This window comes from Citrobacter sp. MGH 55 (assembly GCF_016906145.1).
In the GTDB taxonomy this organism is placed as follows: domain Bacteria; phylum Pseudomonadota; class Gammaproteobacteria; order Enterobacterales; family Enterobacteriaceae; genus Citrobacter_A; species Citrobacter_A amalonaticus.
Genome location: NZ_CP070239.1, coordinates 877986 through 902825, shown reverse-complemented (window position 1 = coordinate 902825; position 24840 = coordinate 877986). Strand labels below are relative to the sequence as shown.

24 protein-coding genes are annotated in these 24840 nt (G+C 55.0%); 21 read left to right on the top strand and 3 right to left on the bottom strand.

The annotated features are described in order from the left end of the window. Position 1 precedes the first annotated feature (1 nt). The 5 genes from ftsE to livJ all read left to right on the top strand — a co-directional run bounded on the left by ftsE (position 2) and on the right by livJ (position 5534). Positions 2–670 (top strand): cell division ATP-binding protein FtsE, encoded by a 669-nt coding sequence (ftsE, locus tag JTI98_RS03600; protein WP_216081926.1) that lies wholly within the window; start codon positions 2–4, stop codon positions 668–670. Further along, positions 663–1721, top strand: coding sequence for a permease-like cell division protein FtsX (gene ftsX / locus JTI98_RS03595; protein WP_042998480.1), 1059 nt, complete (start codon positions 663–665; stop codon positions 1719–1721). The genes ftsE and ftsX overlap by 8 nt, the downstream gene beginning before the upstream one ends. Before the next feature lie 253 nt (positions 1722–1974). After that, a complete protein-coding gene (gene rpoH / locus JTI98_RS03590; protein WP_042998479.1) occupies positions 1975–2829 on the top strand; it encodes an RNA polymerase sigma factor RpoH in 855 nt (284 codons plus the stop codon). A gap of 130 nt (positions 2830–2959) precedes the next feature. Further along, positions 2960–4225, top strand: coding sequence for a 4-aminobutyrate--2-oxoglutarate transaminase (locus JTI98_RS03585; protein WP_216081925.1), 1266 nt, complete (start codon positions 2960–2962; stop codon positions 4223–4225). Positions 4226–4433: 208 nt separating this feature from the next. Further along, on the top strand, positions 4434–5534 hold the full coding sequence (gene livJ, locus JTI98_RS03580; RefSeq protein WP_142764811.1) for a branched chain amino acid ABC transporter substrate-binding protein LivJ: 1101 nt from the start codon (positions 4434–4436) through the stop codon (positions 5532–5534). 179 nt (positions 5535–5713) lie between these two features. On the opposite strand, the gene panM is transcribed toward livJ, so the two are convergent. Continuing rightward, positions 5714–6097, bottom strand: a complete 384-nt coding sequence (gene panM, locus JTI98_RS03575; RefSeq protein WP_044253808.1) for an aspartate 1-decarboxylase autocleavage activator PanM — start codon at positions 6095–6097, stop codon at positions 5714–5716. A gap of 420 nt (positions 6098–6517) precedes the next feature. Here panM and livK point away from each other — a divergent pair, with 420 nt between their 5' ends. From livK to ugpQ, 10 genes are all read left to right on the top strand, one after another. Then, positions 6518–7627: a high-affinity branched-chain amino acid ABC transporter substrate-binding protein LivK gene (gene livK, locus JTI98_RS03570; protein ID WP_042998475.1), complete on the top strand. Its 1110-nt coding sequence runs from the start codon at positions 6518–6520 to the stop codon at positions 7625–7627. A 46-nt stretch (positions 7628–7673) separates the two neighbouring features. Then, the gene (gene livH, locus JTI98_RS03565) at positions 7674–8600 is read left to right on the top strand and encodes a high-affinity branched-chain amino acid ABC transporter permease LivH (protein WP_042998474.1); all 927 of its coding nucleotides are present in this window, start codon (positions 7674–7676) and stop codon (positions 8598–8600) included. Beyond that, positions 8597–9874, top strand: coding sequence for a branched chain amino acid ABC transporter permease LivM (gene livM, locus JTI98_RS03560; protein WP_042998473.1), 1278 nt, complete (start codon positions 8597–8599; stop codon positions 9872–9874). Before livH ends, livM begins: the two co-directional genes overlap by 4 nt. After that, positions 9871–10638 (top strand): high-affinity branched-chain amino acid ABC transporter ATP-binding protein LivG, encoded by a 768-nt coding sequence (gene livG / locus JTI98_RS03555; protein ID WP_042998472.1) that lies wholly within the window; start codon positions 9871–9873, stop codon positions 10636–10638. The genes livM and livG overlap by 4 nt, the downstream gene beginning before the upstream one ends. Position 10639: 1 nt before the next feature. Continuing rightward, positions 10640–11353, top strand: a complete 714-nt coding sequence (livF, locus tag JTI98_RS03550) for a high-affinity branched-chain amino acid ABC transporter ATP-binding protein LivF (protein ID WP_044253570.1) — start codon at positions 10640–10642, stop codon at positions 11351–11353. Between the two features lie 267 nt (positions 11354–11620). Beyond that, on the top strand, positions 11621–12937 hold the full coding sequence (ugpB, locus tag JTI98_RS03545) for a sn-glycerol-3-phosphate ABC transporter substrate-binding protein UgpB (RefSeq protein WP_044327556.1): 1317 nt from the start codon (positions 11621–11623) through the stop codon (positions 12935–12937). 106 nt (positions 12938–13043) lie between these two features. Continuing rightward, on the top strand, positions 13044–13931 hold the full coding sequence (ugpA, locus tag JTI98_RS03540) for a sn-glycerol-3-phosphate ABC transporter permease UgpA (protein WP_054176485.1): 888 nt from the start codon (positions 13044–13046) through the stop codon (positions 13929–13931). Further along, positions 13928–14773 (top strand): sn-glycerol-3-phosphate ABC transporter permease UgpE, encoded by an 846-nt coding sequence (gene ugpE, locus JTI98_RS03535; protein ID WP_044327552.1) that lies wholly within the window; start codon positions 13928–13930, stop codon positions 14771–14773. Before ugpA ends, ugpE begins: the two co-directional genes overlap by 4 nt. Position 14774: 1 nt before the next feature. After that, the gene (locus tag JTI98_RS03530; RefSeq protein ID WP_044263869.1) at positions 14775–15845 is read left to right on the top strand and encodes a sn-glycerol-3-phosphate import ATP-binding protein UgpC; all 1071 of its coding nucleotides are present in this window, start codon (positions 14775–14777) and stop codon (positions 15843–15845) included. Continuing rightward, complete coding sequence (gene ugpQ / locus JTI98_RS03525) at positions 15842–16588, top strand: glycerophosphodiester phosphodiesterase (RefSeq protein ID WP_058587460.1); 747 nt, start codon at positions 15842–15844, stop codon at positions 16586–16588. Before JTI98_RS03530 ends, ugpQ begins: the two co-directional genes overlap by 4 nt. Here ugpQ and JTI98_RS03520 read toward each other — a convergent pair. Next, on the bottom strand, positions 16572–16949 hold the full coding sequence (locus tag JTI98_RS03520; RefSeq protein ID WP_216082223.1) for a DUF2756 family protein: 378 nt from the start codon (positions 16947–16949) through the stop codon (positions 16572–16574). The genes ugpQ and JTI98_RS03520 overlap by 17 nt on opposite strands. Before the next feature lie 119 nt (positions 16950–17068). Here JTI98_RS03520 and ggt point away from each other — a divergent pair, with 119 nt between their 5' ends. Then, positions 17069–18814, top strand: a complete 1746-nt coding sequence (gene ggt / locus JTI98_RS03515) for a gamma-glutamyltransferase (RefSeq protein WP_044327555.1) — start codon at positions 17069–17071, stop codon at positions 18812–18814. Positions 18815–18901: 87 nt separating this feature from the next. Here ggt and yhhY read toward each other — a convergent pair whose 3' ends face one another. Further along, the gene (gene yhhY / locus JTI98_RS03510; RefSeq protein WP_042998463.1) at positions 18902–19390 is read right to left on the bottom strand and encodes an N-acetyltransferase; all 489 of its coding nucleotides are present in this window, start codon (positions 19388–19390) and stop codon (positions 18902–18904) included. Positions 19391–19852: 462 nt separating this feature from the next. Here yhhY and JTI98_RS03505 point away from each other — a divergent pair, with 462 nt between their 5' ends. The 5 genes from JTI98_RS03505 to gntU all read left to right on the top strand — a co-directional run bounded on the left by JTI98_RS03505 (position 19853) and on the right by gntU (position 24806). Continuing rightward, a complete protein-coding gene (locus tag JTI98_RS03505) occupies positions 19853–20890 on the top strand; it encodes an oxidoreductase (RefSeq protein WP_216081924.1) in 1038 nt (345 codons plus the stop codon). Between the two features lie 123 nt (positions 20891–21013). Beyond that, the gene (locus tag JTI98_RS03500) at positions 21014–21709 is read left to right on the top strand and encodes a pirin family protein (protein ID WP_043001767.1); all 696 of its coding nucleotides are present in this window, start codon (positions 21014–21016) and stop codon (positions 21707–21709) included. 90 nt (positions 21710–21799) lie between these two features. Next, positions 21800–22795 carry a gluconate operon transcriptional repressor GntR gene (gntR, locus tag JTI98_RS03495; protein WP_042998462.1) on the top strand — a complete coding sequence of 332 codons (996 nt, stop codon included), beginning with the start codon at positions 21800–21802 and terminating at the stop codon, positions 22793–22795. A gap of 139 nt (positions 22796–22934) precedes the next feature. After that, on the top strand, positions 22935–23462 hold the full coding sequence (gntK, locus tag JTI98_RS03490) for a gluconokinase (RefSeq protein ID WP_216081923.1): 528 nt from the start codon (positions 22935–22937) through the stop codon (positions 23460–23462). A 3-nt stretch (positions 23463–23465) separates the two neighbouring features. Continuing rightward, positions 23466–24806: a gluconate transporter gene (gene gntU / locus JTI98_RS03485; protein ID WP_044263856.1), complete on the top strand. Its 1341-nt coding sequence runs from the start codon at positions 23466–23468 to the stop codon at positions 24804–24806. Positions 24807–24840: the final 34 nt, after the last annotated feature.

Below are 24840 nucleotides of genomic sequence, written 5' to 3'. Positions count from 1 at the left end.
AATGATTCGCTTTGAACATGTCAGCAAGGCCTATCTCGGTGGGAGACAAGCGCTGCAAGGGGTCACATTCCATATGCAGCCGGGCGAGATGGCGTTTCTGACCGGCCACTCCGGCGCGGGGAAAAGTACCCTGCTGAAGCTTATCTGTGGGATTGAGCGGTCCAGCGCCGGGAAAATCCTCTTCAGTGGGCATGACATCACGCGACTGAAAAACCGTGAAGTGCCGTTTTTGCGTCGTCAGATCGGCATGATTTTCCAGGATCACCACCTGTTGATGGACCGAACGGTATTCGACAATGTGGCGATCCCGCTGATTATCGCCGGTGCCAGCGGGGATGATATTCGTCGTCGCGTATCGGCGGCGCTGGACAAAGTTGGGCTGCTGGACAAAGCGAAAAACTTCCCGATTCAGCTCTCCGGGGGTGAACAGCAGCGTGTCGGGATCGCCCGTGCGGTGGTTAACAAGCCAGCGGTACTGCTGGCGGATGAACCGACCGGTAACCTGGATGACGCGCTGTCGGAAGGGATTCTGCGTCTGTTCGAAGAGTTTAACCGTGTCGGGGTGACGGTGCTGATGGCGACGCACGACATCGGGCTCATTTCCCGTCGGTCATACCGTATGCTTACCCTGAGTGATGGCCATTTGCATGGAGGCGAAGCCCGTGAATAAGCGCGACGCTATCAATCAAATCAAACAATTCGGCGGACGGCTGGACCGTTTTCGTCGTTCCGGCGGCTCCTCCGGTGACGGTGGACGTAACGCGCCGAAGCGGGCGAAACCGTCGCCAAAGCCGAACTCACGTAAAACCAACGTCTTTAACGAGCAGGTGCGCTATGCGTTCCAGGGCGCGTTACAGGATCTGAAAAGCAAACCGCTGGCGACGTTTCTGACGGTGATGGTGATTGCCATCTCCCTGACTCTGCCGAGCGTCTGCTACATGGTCTACAAAAACGTTAACCAGGCAGCGACGCAGTATTACCCGTCTCCGCAGATCACCGTTTATCTGCAAAAAACGCTGGATGATGATGCGGCGGCAGGCGTCGTCGCCCAGTTGCAGGCTGAGCAGGGTGTGGAGAAGGTGAATTACCTTTCTCGTGAAGATGCCCTCGGCGAATTCCGCAACTGGTCCGGTTTCGGCGGCGCGCTGGATATGCTGGAAGAGAATCCCTTGCCTGCGGTGGCGGTGGTGATCCCGAAACTCGACTTCCAGAGCACCGATTCGCTGAATACGCTGCGCGACCGCGTCTCTCGTATTAACGGGATTGATGAAGTGCGGATGGACGACAGCTGGTTTGCCCGTCTGGCGGCGCTGACCGGTCTGGTCGGGCGAGTGTCGGCGATGATTGGTGTGCTGATGGTTGCCGCCGTCTTCCTCGTCATTGGTAACAGCGTGCGGCTGAGCATCTTTGCCCGTCGCGATACGATTAACGTGCAAAAACTGATTGGTGCGACGGATGGATTTATCCTGCGTCCGTTCTTGTACGGCGGCGCATTGCTCGGTTTTTCTGGCGCATTTCTTTCACTGATTTTGTCAGAAATTTTGGTGTTACGACTGTCGTCGGCGGTCACGGAAGTGGCGCAAGTTTTCGGAACGAAGTTTGATCTCAATGGCTTATCGTTCGATGAGTGCCTGTTACTGCTGCTGGTTTGCTCGATGATCGGCTGGGTGGCAGCGTGGCTCGCGACGGTTCAACATTTACGTCACTTTACTCCTGATTAAAAAAACCGTGATATAATCTTTCCCTGCAATGGGTTTCCGTTCGCAGGGAAAGAGTTCCTGTTGTCTCTTCCCCACTTTTCATCTTCATGTCACAATTTGTGCGTAATTTATACACAACGTTGCATTGAACTTGTGGATAAAATCACGGTCTGATAAAAGAGTGAATGCTAATCTCGTTGCTCATTAACGCTGGCACGGTTGTTGCTGATATCTATCGCTGTGGTGCCAGACGATAAAAATTGAGAGGATTTGAATGACCAAAGAAATGCAAAATTTAGCTTTAGCCCCTGTTGGTAACCTGGAGTCTTACATCCGGGCTGCGAACGCGTGGCCGATGTTGTCGGCTGACGAGGAACGGGCACTGGCTGAAAAGCTGCATTACCAGGGCGATCTGGAAGCAGCTAAGACGCTGATCCTGTCTCACCTGCGCTTTGTTGTTCATGTTGCTCGTAACTATGCGGGCTATGGCCTGCCGCAGGCGGATCTCATTCAGGAAGGGAATATCGGCCTGATGAAAGCCGTGCGCCGTTTCAACCCGGAAGTGGGTGTGCGCCTGGTTTCCTTCGCCGTGCACTGGATCAAAGCTGAGATCCACGAATATGTCCTGCGTAACTGGCGTATCGTGAAAGTGGCGACCACCAAAGCACAGCGTAAGCTGTTCTTTAATCTGCGTAAAACCAAGCAGCGTCTGGGCTGGTTTAATCAGGATGAAGTGGAAATGGTGGCGCGTGAGCTGGGTGTTTCCAGTAAAGACGTCCGCGAGATGGAATCTCGTATGGCGGCGCAGGACATGACGTTTGATATGTCCCCGGACGATGAGTCCGACAGCCAGCCGATGGCACCCGTCCTGTATCTGCAGGATAAAACCTCTAACTTTGCCGACGGCATTGAAGAGGATAACTGGGAAGATCAGGCTGCCAACAAACTGACCCATGCGATGGAAGGTCTCGACGAGCGTAGCCAGGATATTATCCGCGCCCGCTGGCTGGACGAAGATAACAAATCTACGCTGCAGGAACTGGCCGATCGCTACGGTGTTTCCGCAGAACGTGTGCGTCAGCTTGAAAAGAACGCCATGAAAAAACTTCGCGCCGCTATCGAAGCGTAACTCCCGCGAAGTCCCCGCTAAAACCCTGGATAACTGTCCGGGGTTTTTGTTTTTTTAGCGCCTGATCTGGCGAATTCCTCCCCCCTGGCAAACACTTACCGATGGGTTGTGCGCATCTTAGGGGAAGAAAATGAAGAATAACGAACTGAATGAACGGCGTTTGCAGGCGACGCCGCGCGGGATCGGCGTGATGTGTGGCTTTTACGCTGAGAGGGCGGAAAACGCAACATTGTGGGATGTGGAAGGCCGTGAGGTGATCGATTTTGCCGCTGGTATTGCGGTGCTGAATACTGGGCATCGTCACCCAAAAATCATCGCCGCCATCGAAAAACAGCTCCAGTCTTTTACTCATACCGCTTATCAGATTGTTCCCTACGAAAGCTATGTCAGACTGGCGGAACGTATCAATAAACGTGTGCCGATTGACGGGCCGGTGAAGACGGCATTCTTCTCCACCGGGGCAGAAGCGGTGGAAAACGCGGTGAAGATTGCCCGCGCATATACCAAACGACCCGGGCTCATTACCTTTGGCGGCGCTTTCCACGGGCGGACTTTCATGACGATGGCGCTGACCGGTAAAGTGGCACCTTACAAAATCGGTTTTGGCCCGTTCCCTGGTTCGGTTTATCACGCTCAGTACCCTAATGCGTTACACGGTGTGAGCACCGTCGATGCGCTGCAAAGTCTGGAACGCATTTTTAAAGCTGATATCGCGCCAGATCAGGTTGCCGCCATCATCCTTGAACCGGTTCAGGGTGAAGGAGGCTTTAATATTGCGCCAACGGCGTTCATGCAGGCGCTGCGCGCGTTGTGCGATACCCACGGTATCTTGTTGATCGCCGATGAGGTGCAAACCGGCTTTGCCCGTACCGGTAAACTGTTTGCGATGGAGCATCATGGCGTACAGCCGGATCTCATCACGATGGCGAAAAGCCTGGCAGGCGGTATGCCGCTCTCTGCGGTCGCTGGCCGTGCCGAAGTGATGGATGCCCCTGCGCCTGGCGGTCTGGGGGGAACCTATGCCGGTAACCCGCTGGCGGTTGCTGCGGCACACGCGGTGCTGGATGTGATTGATGAAGAACAGCTCTGCGCCCGCGCTGCTACGTTGGGCACGACGCTGGTCGAGGCGTTGAACCAGGCAAAAGCGGAGTGCCCGTTTATTGCCGATATTCGCGCGCAGGGGTCGATGGTGGCGGTAGAATTCAACGATCCGCACAGCGGAAAACCTTCCCCAGAATTCACGCGCCAGGTGCAGGATTGCGCCTTGCAGGAAGGACTTCTGCTACTGAGTTGCGGCGTGTATGGCAACGTCATCCGTTTTCTTTATCCGCTCACCATCCCTGACGCGCAATTTCGTCAGGCGCTCGGCATTATCACCCACACGCTGACACGATAAACCTGTGCCGTCCATCACCGGGCGGCACGACGCTATGTCGTTCACTTATTATTTGAATATGAAATTAGCTATTCCAAAACTATAAAAATGGGGTATGTTTTAGCAGAGTGTGCTGAAAATGCGCGAGCTGCACACCTATAATCGAAATAAAGCGCCACACAACAACATCACAATAGTCGTAATAACCATAAGAATGGGGAAGGTCAGGATGAATATGAAGGGTAAAGCGTTACTGGCAGGATGTATCGCGTTGGCATTCAGCACAATGGCTCAGGCCGATATTAAAGTCGCTGTTGTCGGTGCGATGTCCGGTCCGGTAGCCCAGTACGGCGACCAGGAGTTTACTGGCGCAGAACAAGCGGTTGCAGACATTAATGCCAAAGGCGGAATCAAAGGCGAAAAACTGCAGATTGTTAAATATGATGATGCCTGTGACCCGAAACAAGCGGTCGCAGTCGCCAACAAAGTGATTAATGACGGCATCAAATACGTTATCGGCCACCTGTGCTCCTCTTCCACTCAGCCCGCGTCTGACATCTACGAAGACGAAGGCATTCTGATGATCACCCCGGCGGCAACGGCACCGGAGCTGACCTCTCGCGGCTACAAGCTGGTGCTGCGCACCACGGGCCTGGACTCAGACCAGGGTCCGACCGCCGCGAAATACATTCTGGAAAAAGTGAAGCCGCAGCGCATCGCGATCGTTCACGACAAACAACAGTACGGTGAAGGTCTGGCGCGTGCCGTGCAGGAAAATCTGAAGAAGGGCAACGCTAACGTGGTGTTCTTTGACGGTATCACCGCCGGTGAGAAAGACTTCTCCACGCTGGTGGCGCGTCTGAAGAAAGAGAATATCGACTTCGTTTACTACGGCGGTTATCACCCGGAAATGGGTCAGATCCTGCGTCAGGCACGTGCTGCGGGTCTGAAAACGCAGTTCATGGGCCCGGAAGGGGTAGCCAACGTTTCCCTGTCTAACATCGCCGGTGAATCGGCCGAAGGTCTGCTGGTGACCAAACCGAAGAACTATGACCAGGTACCTGCGAACAAACCTATCGTTGATGCGATCAAGGCGAAAAAACAAGATCCGAGCGGGGCGTTCGTGTGGACCACTTACGCCGCGCTGCAATCTTTGCAGGCGGGCCTGAACCAGTCAGCCGATCCGGCTGAAATCGCCACCTGGCTGAAAGCGAACTCCGTGGATACCGTCATGGGACCGCTGTCGTGGGATGAGAAGGGTGACTTGAAAGGCTTTGAATTCGGCGTCTTCGATTGGCATGCCAACGGCACGGCGACCGACGCGAAGTAATTTCCACGGCGCCTTTGCGCATTGCAGGTGCATTGGCTGTGTTATTCAACCCCGGTCACTTACGTCGGTAAGCTTCCGGGGATGTCATCCCTTGCCGCCTTCCTGCAACACGAAATTCTTGGGAAAAGGCAGCAGAGAATATAGCCAGCCGGGTAAGGCGAAGCCGCCACCCGGCTTTTTTAACGTTTTTCCCAGCCGTTTTGCTGTGCGGTGAAGCCCAGTACCTGCATAAACGCCGCCATGACGCCCCGGTCTTCCACGCCGACATCCGCCATCCACCAGGAGGAGACGTTCGGATTATCATGGATCACTTCTTCCACCAGATATTTTCCCACCCCCCGACGCCGCGTGACGTCACGGATGCGCAGCGAATCCAGCGCGCCCTGAGTGCCGCTCAGGGTGACTCTTACGGCGCCTAACAACCGCTCATTAAATCGTGCCGCGTAGATCCGGTGCGTTTCATCTACGCTTAAAGAGGCGGCGGAATACTCCGGCCAGATTTTGCCCAGGTCGATCAGATCCTGATCGCTAAAGTGTTCTAAACGAATGATGGTCAGCTTCATCGACAGCATGTCCAAATCACAAAAGAGAGTGCAAGTGTACCGAAATAATTCAACCGGACGCTTTCTCTTTTTTAAATCATTTGGCAGGTGATTAATTTTATGACGGTCAGAACCTCAGTTCGAAACATCAGAGAATGAAAAACAGGCAGGATAATACCCTGGAAGGTAGTGTTTTATTCGGCTCATTGTCCCGTTATTTTATGCTGACAAGTGTGCTTTTTTTTGTTTATCTATGGTGAAAAGCAGAATATTATCTGTTCTTAATAGACTGAAAAATAGAGGTTTTACGCTGTATTTGCGGAAAATACTGCGCTAAACCATTAATCAGACTGGTAAAAATAGTGTAGTGCAAAAAAAGCACAGTCTGCTTTTTAACCATATAAATAGAAAATAAGTACATCACGAATGGGGATTCAGTAAATGAAACGGAATGCGAAAACGGTCATCGCAGGGGTGATTGCACTGGCGATGTCACAGGCGGCAATGGCAGAGGATATTAAAGTTGCTGTTGTCGGCGCGATGTCGGGTCCAGTGGCGCAGTGGGGCGACATGGAATTTAACGGCGCGCGTCAGGCCATCAAAGACATCAACGCCAAAGGCGGCATCAACGGCGACAAACTGGTCGCTGTGGAATATGACGACGCCTGCGATCCAAAACAGGCCGTGGCGGTGGCGAACAAAATCGTCAACGACGGTATTCAGTATGTGATTGGTCACCTCTGCTCCTCTTCGACTCAGCCTGCGTCGGATATTTACGAAGATGAAGGCATTCTGATGATCTCGCCTGGTGCGACCAACCCGGAACTGACGCAGCGCGGCTACGCGCACATCATGCGTACCGCGGGACTGGATTCTTCTCAGGGACCGACCGCGGCAAAATACATTCTTGAGAGCGTAAAACCGCAGCGCATCGCCATCATTCACGACAAACAGCAGTACGGTGAAGGGCTGGCGCGCTCTGTTCAGGATGCGCTGAAAGCGGCAAACGCCAATATCGTCTTCTTTGATGGCATCACCGCAGGCGAGAAAGATTTCTCCGCGCTGCTTGCGCGCCTGAAAAAAGAGAACATCGACTTTGTGTACTACGGCGGCTACTACCCGGAAATGGGGCAGATGCTGCGCCAGGCGCGCTCCGTCGGGCTGAAAACCATGTTCATGGGGCCGGAAGGCGTGGGCAATGCATCGCTGTCGAATATCGCCGGTGAAGCAGCTGAAGGCATGCTGGTCACCATGCCAAAACGCTATGACCAGGATCCGGCCAACAAAGCGATTGTTGATGCGCTGAAAGCCGATAAAAAAGATCCGACCGGTCCGTATGTGTGGATCACCTACGCTGCTGTGCAGTCACTGGCAACGGCAATGGACCGTTCTGGCAGCAAAGCGCCGCTGGATCTGGTGAAAGATTTAAAAGCAAACGGTGCTGATACCGTCATTGGGCCGCTGAAATGGGATGAAAAAGGCGATCTAAAGGGATTTGAATTTGGTGTCTTCCAGTGGCACGCCGATGGGTCATCCACGGCAGCCAAATAATTATCCCACCGCCCGTTCACGCGGGCGGAAATAGAAAGGTTTTTTTATGTCCGAGCAGTTCCTGTACTTTTTGCAGCAGATGTTTAACGGCGTCACGCTGGGAAGCACCTATGCGCTGATCGCCATCGGTTACACCATGGTGTACGGCATTATCGGCATGATCAACTTCGCCCACGGCGAGGTATACATGATCAGTAGCTATGTCTCTTTTATGATTATCGCGGCACTCATGATGATGGGGATCGATACCAGTTGGTTGCTGGTGGCGGCCGGATTCATTGGGGCGATTATCATTGCCAGCGCCTACGGCTGGAGCATTGAGCGGGTGGCGTATCGGCCCGTCCGGAATTCCAAACGTCTGATTGCGCTGATCTCCGCGATTGGGATGTCTATCTTCCTGCAAAACTACGTCAGCCTGACGGAAGGTTCACGTGACGTGGCGCTGCCCAGCCTGTTCAACGGGCAATGGGTCGTGGGGGCCAGCGAAAACTTCTCCGCCTCGATCACCACCATGCAACTGGTCATCTGGGTTGTGACCTTCCTGGCGATGCTGGCACTGACCATTTTTATCCGTTACTCCCGCATGGGACGTGCCTGCCGTGCTTGTGCGGAAGACCTGAAAATGGCCAGCCTGCTCGGGATTAACACGGACCGCGTGATTGCGTTGACCTTTGTGATTGGCGCAGCGATGGCGGCAGTGGCCGGCGTGCTGCTCGGGCAATTCTACGGGGTGATCAACCCCTATATCGGCTTTATGGCCGGGATGAAAGCCTTTACCGCAGCGGTGCTTGGCGGGATCGGCAGCATTCCAGGCGCGATGATCGGCGGCCTGATTCTGGGCGTCGCGGAAGCGCTTTCTTCTGCTTATCTGAGTACGGAATACAAAGACGTGGTGTCGTTCGCCCTGCTGATTCTGGTACTGCTGGTGATGCCGACCGGGATTCTGGGCCGTCCGGAGGTAGAGAAAGTATGAAACCGATGCATTTTGCGATGGCGCTGCTCTCTGCCGCGATGTTCTTCGTGCTGGCGGGCGTCTTTATGGGCGTTCAACTGGAACTGGATGGCACCAAACTGGTGGTGGACACCGCTGCCGACATCCGCTGGCAGTGGGTGTTTATCGGCACTGCCGTGGTCTTTTTCTTCCAGATGCTGCGTCCGGTATTCCAGAAGAGCCTGAAAAGCGTCTCCGGGCCGAAGTTTATTTTGCCAGCGATTGATGGCTCAACCGTAAAGCAGAAGCTGTTCCTGATTGCGCTGCTGGTGATTGCCGTGGCGTGGCCGTTTATGGTCTCGCGCGGCACGGTGGATATCGCCACGCTGACCATGATTTATATCATTCTCGGCCTGGGGCTGAACGTTGTCGTCGGGCTTTCCGGCCTGTTGGTATTAGGCTACGGCGGTTTCTACGCAATTGGCGCGTACACTTTTGCGCTGCTGAACCACTATTACGGTCTCGGCTTCTGGACCTGCCTGCCGCTGGCGGGACTGGTCGCAGCGGCGGCGGGTTTCCTGCTGGGCTTCCCGGTGCTGCGTCTGCGCGGCGACTACCTGGCAATCGTCACCCTGGGATTTGGTGAGATCGTCCGTATTCTGCTGCTCAACAATACTGAAATCACCGGCGGTCCGAACGGCATCAGCCAAATTCCGAAACCGACGCTGTTCGGTCTCGAGTTCAGCCGCAGCGCACGTGAAGGCGGCTGGGATACCTTCAGCAACTTCTTCAATGTGAAATACGATCCGTCCGATCGCGTGATTTTCCTCTATCTGGTCGCGCTGCTGCTGGTGGTGCTGAGCCTGTTTGTGATTAACCGTCTGCTGCGCATGCCGCTGGGACGAGCGTGGGAAGCGCTGCGTGAAGATGAGATCGCCTGTCGCTCTCTGGGTCTGAGCCCCACGCGCATCAAGCTGACCGCCTTTACCATCAGCGCCGCGTTTGCCGGTTTCGCCGGTACGCTGTTTGCGGCGCGTCAGGGGTTTGTCAGCCCTGAATCGTTCACCTTTGCCGAATCGGCGTTTGTGCTGGCGATTGTGGTGCTCGGCGGGATGGGGTCGCAGTTTGCGGTAATCCTCGCAGCCATTCTGTTGGTGGTGTCGCGTGAACTGATGCGTGATTTCAACGAATACAGCATGTTAATGCTGGGTGGTTTGATGGTACTGATGATGATCTGGCGTCCGCAGGGCTTGCTGCCGATGACCCGTCCACAGTTGAAACTGAAAAACGGGGAAGCGAAAGGAGAGCAGGCATGAGTCAGCCATTATTATCGGTTAACGGCCTGATGATGCGCTTCGGCGGTCTGCTGGCGGTGAACAACGTTGAACTGGAGCTGCATCCGCAAGAAATTGTGTCGCTGATTGGGCCGAACGGCGCCGGTAAAACCACGGTGTTTAACTGCCTGACCGGTTTTTATAAGCCGACGGGGGGCACCATTAAGCTTCGCGATCAGCACCTTGAAGGGCTGCCGGGGCAACAAATTGCCCGGATGGGCGTGGTGCGAACTTTCCAGCACGTGCGTCTGTTTCGCGAAATGACGGTGATTGAAAACCTGCTGGTGGCACAGCATCAGCAACTGAAAACAGGCGTGTTTTCCGGTCTACTGAAAACCCCGGCGTTTCGTCGGGCGCAGAGCGAAGCGCTGGATCGCGCGGCCACCTGGCTTGAGCGTATCGGGCTGCTGGAACATGCGAACCGTCAGGCCAGCAACCTGGCTTATGGCGACCAGCGCCGTCTGGAGATCGCCCGCTGTATGGTGACGCAGCCAGAAATTTTGATGTTGGATGAACCGGCTGCGGGTCTTAACCCGAAAGAGACCAAAGAGCTGGACGAGCTGATTGCCGAACTGCGCAACCATCACAACACCACCATTCTGCTGATTGAACACGATATGAAGCTGGTAATGGGGATTTCCGACCGTATTTACGTGGTGAACCAGGGCACGCCGCTGGCGAACGGGACGCCGGAACAGATTCGAAATAACCCGGACGTGATCCGTGCATACCTTGGTGAGGCATAAGATGGAAAAAGTCATGTTGTCCTTTGACAAAGTCAGTGCCCACTACGGCAAAATTCAGGCGCTGCACGAGGTGAGCCTGCACATCAATCAGGGAGAAATTGTGACCTTGATTGGTGCCAACGGCGCGGGAAAAACCACGCTGCTTGGCACGCTGTGCGGCGATCCGCGTGCGACCAGCGGTCGGATTGTGTTTGATGACAAAGACATTACCGACTGGCAAACGGCGAAAATCATGCGTGAAGCGGTGGCGATCGTTCCGGAAGGGCGTCGCGTGTTTTCCCGCATGACGGTGGAAGAGAATCTGGCGATGGGCGGTTTTTTTGCCGAGCGCGATCAGTTTCAGGCACGCATCAAGTGGGTATACGAATTGTTCCCGCGTCTGCATGAGCGTCGTATTCAGCGTGCGGGCACCATGTCCGGCGGTGAACAGCAGATGTTGGCGATTGGTCGTGCGCTGATGAGTGAACCGCGCCTGCTGCTGCTTGATGAGCCATCTCTGGGGCTGGCGCCGATTATCATCCAGCAGATCTTCGACACTATCGAACAACTGCGCGAGCAGGGAATGACCATCTTCCTCGTTGAGCAGAACGCTAATCAGGCGCTGAAGCTGGCCGATCGTGGCTACGTGCTGGAGAACGGCCATGTCGTTCTCGAGGACACCGGCGACGCATTGCTGGCAAACGAAGCGGTACGCAGCGCGTATTTAGGCGGTTAAACGGTTTGTGATGCCTGATGGCGGCGCATGGCGTCTTATCCGGCCTACACGACATTCGATATTTACACCTGATGCAGGCCGGGTAAGGCGAAGCCGCCACCCGGCTTTTTTTGTTTTCTTGCCACTGAAACATCATTCACCTGAAGCCTGGCTGTCACCGCTTCGTCATCTGACGGTTATCTTTCTGTCATTCGCGCATGTCATGTTACCTCGCGAGCATAAAACGCGTGATTTCGCGCATCCGGCACAATAAGAGAGATGATGACAATGACATCGTTACGACACACAGCTTTGGGTCTGGCGGTTGGTCTGGCTTTTGCGACAAACGCAATGGCCGTTACCACCATTCCATTCTGGCATTCCATGGAAGGGGAGTTGGGTAAAGAAGTTGACTCCCTGGCGCAACGTTTCAACGACACCCACCCGGATTACAAGATTGTGCCGGTGTACAAAGGTAACTACGAGCAGAGCCTGAGCGCCGGTATCGCCGCGTTCCGTACCGGAAATGCACCGGCGCTGCTGCAGGTTTATGAAGTGGGTACCGCCACCATGATGGCCTCCAAAGCCATCAAACCGGTCTATGAAGTGTTTAAAGAAGCGGGCATCAACTTCGACGAGTCGCAATTCGTGCCGACCGTAGCGGGTTACTACACCGATTCCAAAACCGGCCACCTGCTGTCCCAGCCGTTTAACAGCTCCACGCCGGTGCTGTACTACAACAAAGACGCCTTCAAAAAAGCGGGCTTAGACCCGGAGCAGCCGCCAAAAACCTGGCAGGACCTGGCGGAGTACACCGCGAAGCTGAAAGCGGTGGGGATGAAGTGCGGCTACGCCAGCGGCTGGCAGGGCTGGATCCAGATTGAAAACTTCAGCGCCTGGCACGGCCTGCCGGTGGCGACCAAAAACAACGGCTTCGACGGCACCGATGCGGTACTGGAGTTCAACAAGCCGGAGCAGGTGAAGCATATCGCGCTGCTTGCCGATCTGAACAAGAAGGGCGACTTCAGCTACTTCGGACGTAAAGACGAATCCACCGAGAAGTTTTACAACGGCGATTGCGCTATTACCACCGCCTCGTCCGGTTCGCTTGCGGATATCCGTCATTACGCCAAATTCAACTATGGCGTAGGCATGATGCCTTACGATGCGGACGCCAAAGGCGCACCGCAGAACGCCATCATCGGCGGCGCGAGCCTGTGGGTAATGCAGGGCAAAGACAGCGACACCTACAAAGGCGTGGCCGAGTTCCTCGACTTCCTGGCAAAACCGGAAAATGCGGCCGAATGGCATCAGAAAACCGGTTATCTGCCGATCACCAAAGCGGCTTATGACCTGACTCGTGAGCAGGGCTTCTATGACAAGAATCCCGGGGCAGACATTGCGACCCGTCAGATGCTGAACAAACCGCCGTTGCCGTTCACCAAAGGGCTGCGATTGGGCAATATGCCGCAGATTCGCACCATCGTTGATGAAGAACTGGAAAGCGTGTGGACCGGCAAAAAAACGCCACAGCAGGCGCTGGACTCTGCGGTAGAACGTGGTAATCAGTTGCTGCGCCGCTTTGAGCAGTCGACCAAATCGTAATCTGTGACTTGCCCGGTGGCGCGTAGCGATCCGGGCCTAAAACGAACTACATGCAGGCCGGGTAAGGCGTAGCCGTCACCCGGCACAGTTCAGGAATCAAATCTCAATGTCATCATCCCGTCCGGTGTTTCGCTCGCGTTGGCTGCCTTATTTGCTGGTTGCGCCACAGTTGGCGATCACCGTTATTTTCTTTATCTGGCCTGCGGGCGAAGCGCTGTGGTACTCGCTACTAAGCGTCGATCCGTTTGGGCTTTCCAGTCAGTTCGTGGGACTGGATAATTTCGTCACGCTGTTTCATGACCGCTACTATCTCGACGCTTTCTGGACGACGATCAAATTCAGCGCGCTGGTGACCTTCAGCGGCCTGCTGGTATCGTTGTTCTTCGCAGCGCTGGTGGATTACGTCGTGCGCGGCAGTCATCTGTATCAGACGCTGATGCTACTGCCCTATGCCGTGGCGCCTGCGGTAGCCGCCGTGCTGTGGATTTTCCTGTTTAACCCAGGACGTGGGCTAATTACCCACTTCCTTGAGCAGTTTGGTTATGACTGGAACCATGCACAGAACAGCGGGCAGGCGATGTTCCTGGTGGTTTTTGCTTCCGTCTGGAAGCAGATTAGTTACAACTTCCTTTTCTTCTTTGCCGCGTTGCAATCGATCCCACGTTCGCTGGTTGAAGCCGCCGCGATCGATGGCGCAGGGCCTGTTCGTCGCTTTTTCAGGCTGGCGTTACCGCTGATCGCGCCGGTGAGTTTCTTCCTGCTGGTGGTCAATCTGGTCTACGCCTTCTTCGATACGTTCCCGGTGATCGATGCCGCGACCGCAGGCGGCCCGGTTCAGGCTACTACGACGCTGATTTATAAGATCTATCGTGAAGGGTTTGCCGGTCTGGATCTCTCTGCGTCCGCCGCGCAGTCGGTGGTACTGATGTTCCTCGTCATCATTCTGACGGTGGTGCAGTTCCGCTATGTGGAAAGTAAGGTGCGTTACCAATGATTGAGAACCGTCGCGGGCTGACAATATTCAGCCACACCATGCTGATTCTGGGGATTGTCGTAATTTTGTTCCCGCTGTACGTCGCGTTTGTCGCGGCGACGCTGGACAACAACGCGGTGTTTGAAACGCCGATGACGCTTATCCCTGGTACGCATCTGCTGGAAAACATGAAAAACATCTGGGCCAACGGCGTTGGTGTGAATAGCGCGCCGTTCTGGCTGATGATGCTCAACAGCTTCATCATGGCGTTTGGCATTACGGTGGGGAAAATCGCGGTCTCGATGCTTTCTGCCTTTGCTATCGTCTGGTTTCGTTTTCCGCTGCGTAACCTGTTCTTCTGGATGATTTTTATCACCCTGATGCTGCCGGTCGAAGTGCGTATTTTCCCGACGGTGGAAGTGATTGCCAATTTGAATATGCTCGACAGTTACGCAGGATTGACGCTACCGCTGATGGCATCGGCGACCGCCACTTTTCTGTTCCGCCAGTTCTTTATGACCCTGCCGGATGAGCTGATCGAAGCGGCGCGCATTGATGGCGCTTCGCCGATGAGATTTTTCCGCGACATCGTGCTGCCGTTGTCGAAAACCAATCTGGCGGCGCTGTTCGTCATCACCTTTATCTACGGCTGGAACCAGTATCTGTGGCCGTTGCTGATTATTACCGACGTCAATCTGGGGACTGCCGTGGCGGGGATCAAAGGCATGATTGCCACCGGCGAAGGCACCACCTTGTGGAATCAGGTGATGGCGGCAATGCTGCTCACCCTTATCCCACCCGTAGTCATTGTTTTAGCCATGCAGCGCGCGTTTGTCCGCGGCCTGGTCGATAGTGAGAAATAAGATGGCAGGTTTAAAATTACAGGCAGTAACCAAAAGCTGGGATGGCAAAACCCAGGTGATTCAACCGCTGACGCTGGACGTGGCGGACGGTGAGTTCATTGTGATGGTCGGCCCGTCCGGCTGCGGGAAATCAACGCTTCTGCGGATGGTGGCCGGGCTGGAGCACGTCACCAGCGGCGATATCTGGATTGACCGTCAGCGCGTGACTGAAATGGAGCCGAAAGACAGGGGCATCGCGATGGTCTTCCAGAACTATGCGCTCTACCCGCACATGAGCGTGGAAGAGAACATGGCGTGGGGGCTGAAAATCCGTGGGATGGGCAAGGGACACATCGAACAGCGGGTGAAAGAAGCGGCGCGTATTCTCGAACTGGACGGTCTGCTCAAACGTCGTCCGCGCGAACTCTCCGGCGGTCAGCGCCAGCGTGTGGCGATGGGGCGTGCCATTGTGCGCGACCCTGCGGTTTTCCTGTTTGATGAGCCGCTGTCGAACCTCGATGCCAAACTGCGCGTGCAGATGCGTCTGGAGCTTCAGCACCTGCACCGTCGTCTGAAAACCACCTCGCTATACGTGACCCACGATCAGGTCGAAGCCATGACCCTCGCCCAGCGCGTGATGGTGATGAACAAAGGTATTGCCGAGCAGATTGGCACGCCGGTAGAGGTCTATGAAAAACCGGCCAGCCGCTTTGTGGCGAGCTTTATCGGCAGTCCGGCGATGAACCTGCTGGAAGGACGTATCAGCCATGCGGGTACGCACTTCGAACTGGAAAGCGGCATGGCGCTGCCCATCAATTGGTACTATCGTGGCTACGCCGGGCGAAAAATGACGCTGGGTATCCGCCCGGAACATATTACGCTAAGCTCCCAGGCGGAAGGCGGTGTGCCGCTGGTGATGGACACGCTGGAGATGTTGGGCGCCGATAATCTGGCGCACGGTCGCTGGGGCGATCAGAAACTGGTGGTGCGTCTGGCCCATCAGGAACGCCCAAAGGCAGGCAGCACGCTGTGGCTGCATCTGCCGGAAAATCATTTGCACCTTTTTGATGGTGAAACAGGAAAACGTGTATGAGTAACTGGCCGTATCCCCGCATCGTCGCCCATCGCGGCGGCGGTAAACTGGCACCGGAAAATACGCTGGCGGCGATCGACGTCGGCGCGCATTACGGGCACTCCATGATCGAGTTCGACGCGAAGCTGTCGAAGGACGGGGAAATTTTCCTGCTGCACGACGATAACCTTGAGCGCACCAGCAACGGCTGGGGCGTGGCGGGAGAGCTCAACTGGCAGGATTTGCTGCGGGTGGATGCCGGTGGCTGGTACAGTGGCGAGTTTAAAGGCGAACCGCTGCCGTTGCTCTCGCAGGTGGCCGCGCGTTGTCGCCAGCATGGCCTGATGGCCAATATCGAAATTAAACCGACTACCGGAACCGGACCGCTGACGGGGAAAGTGATTGCTCTCGCCGCGCGTGAGCTGTGGCAGGGGATGACTGCGCCGCTGCTGTCGTCATTTGAAATTGATGCGCTGGAAGCGGCGCAGGCCGCCGTACCAGAGCTGCCGCGAGGGTTGTTGCTTGACGAGTGGCGTGATGACTGGCGCGAACTGACCACTCGCCTGGCGTGCGTGTCGATTCACCTGAATCACAAGCTACTGGATGAAGCGCGGGTCAGACAGCTTAAAGCGGCGGGATTACATATTCTGGTCTACACCGTCAACAAACCCCAGCGTGCGGCTGAACTGCTACGCTGGGGCGTGGACTGCATCTGTACGGATGCGATTGACGTGATTGGCCCGGACTTTACTGCTGCGGATTAAGCATATCGCCATTCTGCCGCGGCGGTAGCATGTGCTGCTGGCCGCTCTCCAGACGCGTACCGCCGCTCAACATGCCGCCGTTGGTATTGGGCAACGGCTGCTCGCGTACCTGACCCTGCTGGATCCGCTGCTGATTGTTGTTCATCTGCGTTTGCAGATTTTGCTGCTGAAGCTGCGTCTGCGTTTTTAACTGCTGATTCAGCATTCCTTTCTGCTGGATCTGCTGCGTCTGCATCTGCGTCTGCATCCGTTGCTGGCTGGGGATCTGATAGCCCGGCTGGTTCGGATTGTTCAGCGTGTTAATCGGCTGTGCGAGACAGGCAAACGGCAGTAGCGCTGTCAAAATAAAGTATCGTTTCATCATCATTCCTCCACTGAGGTCTCTCTTAAGTTTACCCCTTTCCCGGCGAAACGAGGATCATTTCAGAGTTATGCACCAGGCTTAGTGGGGGGCTGACCCCACATCTTTGGAGAATAACGATGACGAAACCGACGTTTTTACGCCGGGTAGCCCTTGCTGCTCTGCTCTCAGGAAGCTGTTTCAGTGTGCTCGCCGTCCCCCCTCCACCCCCTCCGGTGTCGTATGGGGTGGAAGAGGATGTGTTCCATCCCGTTCGCGCCAGGCAGGGAATGGTGGCCTCGGTAGATGCCATGGCCACGAAGGTTGGGGTGGATATTCTCAAACAGGGCGGGAACGCCGTGGATGCTGCGGTCGCCGTAGGGTATGCGCTGGCGGTAACGCATCCGCAGGCCGGGAATCTGGGCGGCGGCGGTTTTATGTTGCTGCGTACTAAAGACGGCAAGACCACGGCGATCGATTTTCGCGAAATGGCGCCCGCTAACGCCACGCGCGATATGTTCCTTGACGACCAGGGCAATCCGGACAGTAAAAAATCGCTGACCTCCCATCTGGCGTCCGGCACGCCGGGCACCGTGGCCGGGTTCTCTCTGGCGCTGGAAAAATATGGCACCCTGCCGCTCAACAAGGTGGTGCGTCCGGCGATCAAACTGGCGGAAGAGGGCTTTGTGGTTAACGATGCGCTGGCGGACGATCTAAAAACCTACGGCAGTGAAGTCATTCCGAATCACGAAAACAGCAAAGCCATTTTCTGGAAGGACGGTGAGCCGCTGAAAAAGGGCGACAAACTGGTACAAAAAAATCTGGCGAAAAGCCTGGAGTTGATTGCGGAAAAGGGGCCGGATGCCTTTTATAAAGGGGAGATTGCCGACCAGATTGCGCAGGAGATGCAGAAAAATGGCGGGCTGATGACCAAAGAGGATTTGGCGGGCTATAAAGCGGTAGAGCGCACGCCAATTAGCGGTGACTATCGCGGATATCAGGTCTTCTCGATGCCACCGCCGTCCTCCGGCGGGATCCACATCGTGCAAATCCTGAATATCCTTGAAAACTTCGACATGAAGCAATACGGCTTCGGCAGTGCGGACGCCATGCAGGTGATGGCGGAAGCGGAGAAACAGGCCTACGCCGATCGTTCGGAATACCTGGGCGACCCGGATTTTGTGAAGGTGCCGTGGCAGGCGCTGACCAACAAAGATTACGCCAAATCGATTGCCGAACGGATCGATATCAACAAGGCGAAACCCTCCAGCGAAATTCGCCCTGGCAAACTGGCGCCCTACGAGAGTAACCAGACCACTCACTTCTCGGTGGTGGATAAAGACGGTAACGCCGTGGCGGTCACTTATACCCTCAACACCACCTTCGGGACCGGCATTGTGGCGGGGAATACCGGCATTCTGCTGAATAACGAGATGGATGACTTCTCAGCTAAGCCGGGCGTGCCAAATGTCTATGGTCTGGTGGGAGGAGATGCCAACGCCGTTGGGCCGAAGAAACGTCCACTGTCGTCAATGTCGCCCACCATCGTGGTGAAAGACGGTAAAACCTGGCTGGTTACGGGCAGTCCGGGTGGGAGCCGGATTATCACGACTGTGCTGCAAATGGTGGTCAACAGCATCGATTTCGGGATGAATGTGGCGGAAGCGACCAACGCGCCGCGTTTCCATCATCAGTGGCTGCCGGATGAGCTGCGTGTGGAGAAAGGCTTTAGCCCGGATACCCTCAAACTACTTGAGCAAAAAGGGCAGAAGGTTGCGCTGAAAGAGGCGATGGGTAGCACACAGAGCATTATGGTAGGGCCGGACGGTGCGCTGTATGGCGCATCAGACCCACGCACTGTGGACGATTTAACGGCGGGGTATTGATTTTGTTGCCGGGTGGCGGCTTCGCCTTACCCGGCCTACGTTTGTGCAGCTGTAGGCCCGGTAAGCGTAGCGCCACCGGGCAATTTGTCACTTCATCCGCGCCATAAAATAGGCATCGACGTACTCGCCGTTACGCAGGCCGTACTTCTTGCCGGTGCCTTCAATTTCAAAACCATATTTTTTATACACGGCTATGGCGGGGGCGTTATCGACAAACACCGTTAATTCGATGCGCTCAACGCGCAGCCAGTTGTCGCACATGTCGATCATGGTCCGCATTAATGCGCTGGCGACACCGCGGTTTTGCCATTGCGCATCAACACAAATACCGAAATCGGCGACGTGACTCCTGCGTGGACGCTGAACGACGGCAATGCACAAATGTCCAACCACGCGATCGTCAATGCAGGCCACAAGTTGTTTGATGCCGGGCTGTTCGGCGAGTCGCGCCTGCCACATCTCACTGGATGGATGAGGAACCTGTAGCGTGTTGTGATACACCTCCGGCTGGGCATGGATCTGACGAATCGCGTCGTAATCTTTGGTTTCAGCATGGCGTATCACTATCTCACTCATTCCCGATCTCCTTTAGGGGTTATTGAGTCTTTACAGTCGCTGAGATTAAAAATGTCGTCAACTGCATTTTTTTGAAGAAATCGCTGGACAACTGCGAATGAGAATGATTATTATTGCTCTGCGTTCAGGAAGACCCTTGCGGAGAACCTGAAAGCACGACATTGCTCACATTGCTTCCAGTATTATTTTAGCCAGCCGGGTGCTGGCTTTTTTTTGGTCTTTTTTCAGCCAGGCTGACTTGTTATTTTGTCCCAGGGAAGTGCCCGAGCTCCTCACATACATTAAGTACGCTCCGGCTGCTGTGCGCAGGCCGTGAATAATCTGCCTGCGCCACTCACGCCCGAGGCGCGAGCAATCCGTTTCCAGGTGCGACAGCGCATCCTCAGGAGAGGTTCCGCATTTAGTCTCTCTGTGCTTTGCGCTATGGTGTATGCATCTTTTTTTTCCAAAAAGGACGCCACCATGACGTTACATTGCGCATTTATCGGGTTCGGCAAGAGTGCGACTCGCTACCATCTCCCGTATGTCCTTCACCGTAAAGATACCTGGCATGTGGCCCATATCTTTCGCCGTCGTGCGAAGCCGGAAGAGCAGGCGCCGATTTACTCACACATCCACTTCACCAGCGATCTCAATGAAATTTTCGATGATCCGCAGGTCAAGCTGGTTATCATCTGTACCCACGCCGACAGCCACTTTGACTACGCGAAACGGGCGCTGGAGGCCGGGAAGAACGTGCTGGTTGAGAAACCCTTCACCCCGACAATGATTGAAGCGAAGATGCTGTTTGAACTGGCGCAGAGCAAAGGGTTGACGGTGACGCCGTATCAAAACCGTCGCTTTGACTCCTGTTTCCTGACCGCCAAAAAGGCGATTGAAAGCGGTAAGCTGGGTAAGATTGTGGAACTGGAAAGCCACTTTGATTACTACCGCCCGGTCGCGGAGACCCAACCAGGTTTACCGCAGGATGGCGCGTTTTATGGCCTGGGCGTACACACGATGGATCAGGTTATCTCGCTGTTCGGTCGTCCGGACCACGTGGCGTACGATATCCGCAGCCTGCGCAATAAGGCCAATCCGGACGACACCTTTGAAGCGCAACTGTTTTACGGCGATGTAAAGGCCATCGTCAAAACCAGCCATCTGGTGAAAATCGACTATCCGAAGTTTATCGTGCACGGCACCAAGGGGTCGTTTATCAAATACGGTATTGACCAGCAGGAAACCAGCCTGAAGGCCAACATCATGCCGGGTGAGCCAGGCTTTGCGGCGGACGATTCCGTTGGCGTGCTGGAGTACGTTAACGACGAAGGGGTGACGGTGAAAGAAGAGGTCAAACCGGAAACGGGCGACTACGGGCGTGTCTATGATGCGTTGTATGACACTCTCACCACAGGCGCGCCAAATTACGTCAAGGAATCTGACGTTCTGACCAACCTTGAACTCCTCGAACGGGCGTTCGGACAGGCTTCACCGGCCACGATTACCCTTGCCCGATAAGCCAGACTGACTCCTCTGTACTTGTTCATAATTTTTGAACAGAGGAGTCAATTTTCACCCTCTATGATTGATGATGGATTCGGTCCACACTTACTCCATCGAAAACATCTGGGGGTGAACACAATGATCTACTTACGCAAAGCAAACGACCGTGGCCACGCGAATCATGGCTGGCTGGATTCCTGGCATACGTTCTCTTTTGCTGACTACTACGATCCCAACTTTATGGGCTTCTCGGCACTTCGCGTGATTAACGACGACGTGATTGACGCCGGCCAGGGTTTCGGTACCCACCCGCATAAAGACATGGAAATTCTGACCTACGTGCTGGAAGGCGCAGTAGAACACCAGGACAGCATGGGCAATAAAGAGCAGGTGCCGGCTGGTGAATTCCAGATTATGAGCGCGGGGACCGGGATCCGGCACTCTGAGTACAACCCGAGCAAAACGGATCGTCTGCGTCTGTATCAGATCTGGATCATTCCGGAAAAAACCGGCATCACGCCGCGTTACGAGCAGCGCCGCTTCGACGCCACACAGGGTAAACAACTGGTGTTGTCACCGGACGCTCGCGACGGCTCGTTGAAAGTGTACCAGGATATGGAACTGTATCGCTGGGCGCTGGTGAAAGGTGAGCAGTCAGTACACCAGATTGCTGCTGAACGTCGCGTCTGGATCCAGGTGGTAAAAGGCGAGGTGAGCATTAACGGCACGAAAGCCACCACCAGCGACGGTCTGGCGATTTGGGATGAGCAGGCGCTGTCAATTCATGCTGACAGCGATAGTGAAATCCTGCTGTTTGATCTGCCGCCTGTATAAATAATTACGCAACCTTCCCTTTAAACGGGGAAGGTTGTGCTTTGTCCGTGATAAACTGAGCAAATCTCTCACTTACGATTTCTCAGGACGATGAAGAAGAAAAGACCCGTACTTCAGGATGTAGCTGACCGTGTTGGTGTGACCAAAATGACGGTCAGCCGTTTTTTGCGTAATCCGGAGCAAGTCTCCGTTGCATTGCGGGGCAAGATCGCTGCTGCACTTGATGAACTGGGTTATATTCCCAATCGCGCACCTGATATCCTCTCCAACGCCACCAGCCGGGCCATTGGCGTACTGCTGCCGTCGTTAACCAACCAGGTTTTTGCTGAAGTTTTACGCGGTATTGAGACCGTGACGGATGCGCATGGTTATCAAACCATGCTGGCGCACTACGGTTATAAGCCGGAGATGGAACAGGAACGTCTGGAGTCGATGCTCTCCTGGAACATCGATGGTCTGATCCTGACTGAACGTACCCACACGCCGCGCACGTTGAAAATGATCGAAGTGGCGGGGATTCCGGTGGTTGAACTGATGGACAGTCAGTCACCCTGCCTCGATATCGCCGTCGGTTTTGACAACTTTGAAGCCGCGCGTCAAATGACCGCCGCGATTATTGCACGCGGGCATCGTCATATCGCCTATCTGGGGGCACGTCTTGACGAACGTACTATCATCAAACAGAAGGGTTACGAACAGGCAATGCTGGATGCCGGTCTGTTGCCCTACAGTGTGATGGTGGAGCAGTCTTCTTCTTACTCTTCGGGGATTGAGCTTATCCGTCAGGCGCGTCGTGAATACCCGCAACTGGACGGTATCTTCTGCACTAACGATGACCTGGCGGTGGGCGCGGCCTTTGAATGCCAGCGTTTAGGGTTGAGGATCCCGGATGACATGGCGATCGCTGGTTTTCACGGCCATGATATCGGTCAGGTGATGGAACCGCGTCTGGCCAGCGTGCTGACGCCGCGTGAGCGTATGGGCAGCATTGGCGCAGAGCGTCTGCTGGCGCGTATTCGTGGGGAGAGCGTCACGCCAAAAATGTTAGATTTAGGTTTCACCTTGTCACCGGGTGGATCTATTTAACCCGACAAATTTGAAGTAGCTCACACTTATTCACTTCTCGCACGTTTGGATATTGCTTCTGTTTTAGTCAGGTTGGACAATGTTACCGATAACAGTTACCCGTAACAATTCCTGATCCTTGTACTGTGGGGGCACCACTTTGAGCACGACTAATCATGATCACCACATTTACGTTCTGATGGGCGTATCGGGCAGCGGTAAATCCGCTGTCGCCAGCGAAGTGGCGCATCAACTGCATGCCGCGTTTCTTGATGGCGATTTTCTCCATCCGCGTCGCAACATTGAGAAAATGGCCTCCGGTGAGCCGCTCAACGATGACGACCGTAAGCCGTGGTTGCAGGCGCTGAATGACGCCGCGTTTGCGATGCAGCGTACCAATAAGGTTTCGCTGATCGTCTGTTCCGCACTGAAAAAACACTACCGTGACCTGCTGCGTAACGGTAACCCGAACCTTTCTTTTATCTACCTGAAAGGCGATTTCGACGTGATCGAAAGCCGTCTGAAGGCGCGTAAAGGCCATTTCTTCAAAACCCAGATGCTGGTGACGCAGTTTGAAACCCTGCAAGAACCGGGTGCAGACGAAAGCGACGTACTGGTGGTGGATATCGATCAGCCACTGGAAGGTGTTGTTGCCAGCACCATCGAGGTCATTAATAAAAGGCAGTAAGTTTTGAGTACATTAACGCTTGTTTTAACAGCAGTAGGCTCCGTTCTGCTGCTGTTGTTTTTAGTGATGAAGGCACGTATGCACGCCTTCGTTGCTTTGATGGTGGTGTCTATTGGTGCAGGTCTCTTTTCCGGTATGCCGCTCGATAAAATCGCGGCGACAATGGAAAAAGGGATGGGAGGTACGCTGGGCTTCCTGGCGATTGTGGTCGCTCTGGGGGCCATGTTTGGCAAGATTTTGCATGAAACGGGCGCAGTCGATCAGATTGCGGTCAAAATGCTGAAATCCTTCGGCCACAGTCGCGCGCATTATGCGATTGGGCTGGCGGGACTGATTTGCGCGCTGCCGCTGTTCTTTGAAGTGGCCATTGTTCTGCTGATAAGCGTCGCATTCTCGATGGCGCGTCATACCGGTACAAACCTGGTGAAGTTGGTGATCCCGCTGTTTGCGGGCGTGGCGGCGGCCGCGGCATTTCTGCTGCCGGGGCCTGCGCCGATGCTGCTCGCTTCTCAGATGCACGCCGACTTTGGCTGGATGATTCTGATTGGTCTGTGTGCCGCCATTCCAGGGATGATTATCGCCGGGCCGCTGTGGGGCAACTTTATCAGCCGCTACGTTGAGCTGAATATTCCAGACGATATTACCGAACCGCACCTGGGCGAGGGCAAAATGCCGTCCTTTGGCTTCAGCCTGTCGCTGATCCTGTTGCCGCTGGTGCTGGTGGGACTGAAAACTATCGCCGCACGTTTTGTGCCGGTCGGTTCTACGGCTTACCAGTGGTTTGAATTTGTCGGTCACCCGTTCACCGCGATTCTGGTGGCTTGTCTGGTGGCGATTTACGGCCTGGCGATGCGTCAGGGGATGCCGAAAGATAAGGTCATGGAGATTTGCGGTCACGCGCTGCAACCGGCGGGTATCATCCTGTTGGTGATTGGTGCTGGCGGTGTCTTCAAGCAGGTGCTGGTGGATTCTGGCGTGGGGCCGGCGCTGGGTGAAGCGCTGACCGGGATGGGCTTGCCGATTGCCATTACCTGCTTCGTGCTGGCGGCAGCGGTGCGTATCATTCAGGGCTCCGCGACCGTAGCCTGCTTAACGGCGGTGGGACTGGTGATGCCAGTAATTGAACAACTGAATTTCTCCGGGGCGCAGATGGCGGCACTGTCTATCTGTATCGCGGGGGGGTCGATCGTCGTCAGCCACGTGAACGATGCCGGTTTCTGGCTGTTCGGGAAATTCACCGGTGCGACAGAAGCACAAACGCTGAAGACCTGGACAATGATGGAAACCATCCTCGGCACCGTGGGTGCGATGGTGGGTATGGTGGCGTTTTCACTGCTCAGTTGAAAAAAGGTAGGCCGGGCAATCGCCCGGCCCTATT

Bases quoted from the DNA above. Each gene is read 5' to 3' on its own strand.
- ftsE (WP_216081926.1), top strand. From the start codon at position 2: ATGATTCGCTTTGAACATGTCAGCAAGGCCTATCTCGGTGGGAGACAA.
- rpoH (WP_042998479.1), top strand. From the start codon at position 1,975: ATGACCAAAGAAATGCAAAATTTAGCTTTAGCCCCTGTTGGTAACCTG.
- JTI98_RS03585 (WP_216081925.1), top strand. From the start codon at position 2,960: ATGAAGAATAACGAACTGAATGAACGGCGTTTGCAGGCGACGCCGCGC.
- livJ (WP_142764811.1), top strand. From the start codon at position 4,434: ATGAATATGAAGGGTAAAGCGTTACTGGCAGGATGTATCGCGTTGGCA.
- panM (WP_044253808.1), bottom strand. From the start codon at position 6,097: ATGAAGCTGACCATCATTCGTTTAGAACACTTTAGCGATCAGGATCTG.
- livK (WP_042998475.1), top strand. From the start codon at position 6,518: ATGAAACGGAATGCGAAAACGGTCATCGCAGGGGTGATTGCACTGGCG.
- livH (WP_042998474.1), top strand. From the start codon at position 7,674: ATGTCCGAGCAGTTCCTGTACTTTTTGCAGCAGATGTTTAACGGCGTC.
- livM (WP_042998473.1), top strand. From the start codon at position 8,597: ATGAAACCGATGCATTTTGCGATGGCGCTGCTCTCTGCCGCGATGTTC.
- livG (WP_042998472.1), top strand. From the start codon at position 9,871: ATGAGTCAGCCATTATTATCGGTTAACGGCCTGATGATGCGCTTCGGC.
- livF (WP_044253570.1), top strand. From the start codon at position 10,640: ATGGAAAAAGTCATGTTGTCCTTTGACAAAGTCAGTGCCCACTACGGC.
- ugpB (WP_044327556.1), top strand. From the start codon at position 11,621: ATGACATCGTTACGACACACAGCTTTGGGTCTGGCGGTTGGTCTGGCT.
- ugpA (WP_054176485.1), top strand. From the start codon at position 13,044: ATGTCATCATCCCGTCCGGTGTTTCGCTCGCGTTGGCTGCCTTATTTG.
- ugpE (WP_044327552.1), top strand. From the start codon at position 13,928: ATGATTGAGAACCGTCGCGGGCTGACAATATTCAGCCACACCATGCTG.
- JTI98_RS03530 (WP_044263869.1), top strand. From the start codon at position 14,775: ATGGCAGGTTTAAAATTACAGGCAGTAACCAAAAGCTGGGATGGCAAA.
- ugpQ (WP_058587460.1), top strand. From the start codon at position 15,842: ATGAGTAACTGGCCGTATCCCCGCATCGTCGCCCATCGCGGCGGCGGT.
- JTI98_RS03520 (WP_216082223.1), bottom strand. From the start codon at position 16,949: ATGAAACGATACTTTATTTTGACAGCGCTACTGCCGTTTGCCTGTCTC.
- ggt (WP_044327555.1), top strand. From the start codon at position 17,069: ATGACGAAACCGACGTTTTTACGCCGGGTAGCCCTTGCTGCTCTGCTC.
- yhhY (WP_042998463.1), bottom strand. From the start codon at position 19,390: ATGAGTGAGATAGTGATACGCCATGCTGAAACCAAAGATTACGACGCG.
- JTI98_RS03505 (WP_216081924.1), top strand. From the start codon at position 19,853: ATGACGTTACATTGCGCATTTATCGGGTTCGGCAAGAGTGCGACTCGC.
- JTI98_RS03500 (WP_043001767.1), top strand. From the start codon at position 21,014: ATGATCTACTTACGCAAAGCAAACGACCGTGGCCACGCGAATCATGGC.
- gntR (WP_042998462.1), top strand. From the start codon at position 21,800: ATGAAGAAGAAAAGACCCGTACTTCAGGATGTAGCTGACCGTGTTGGT.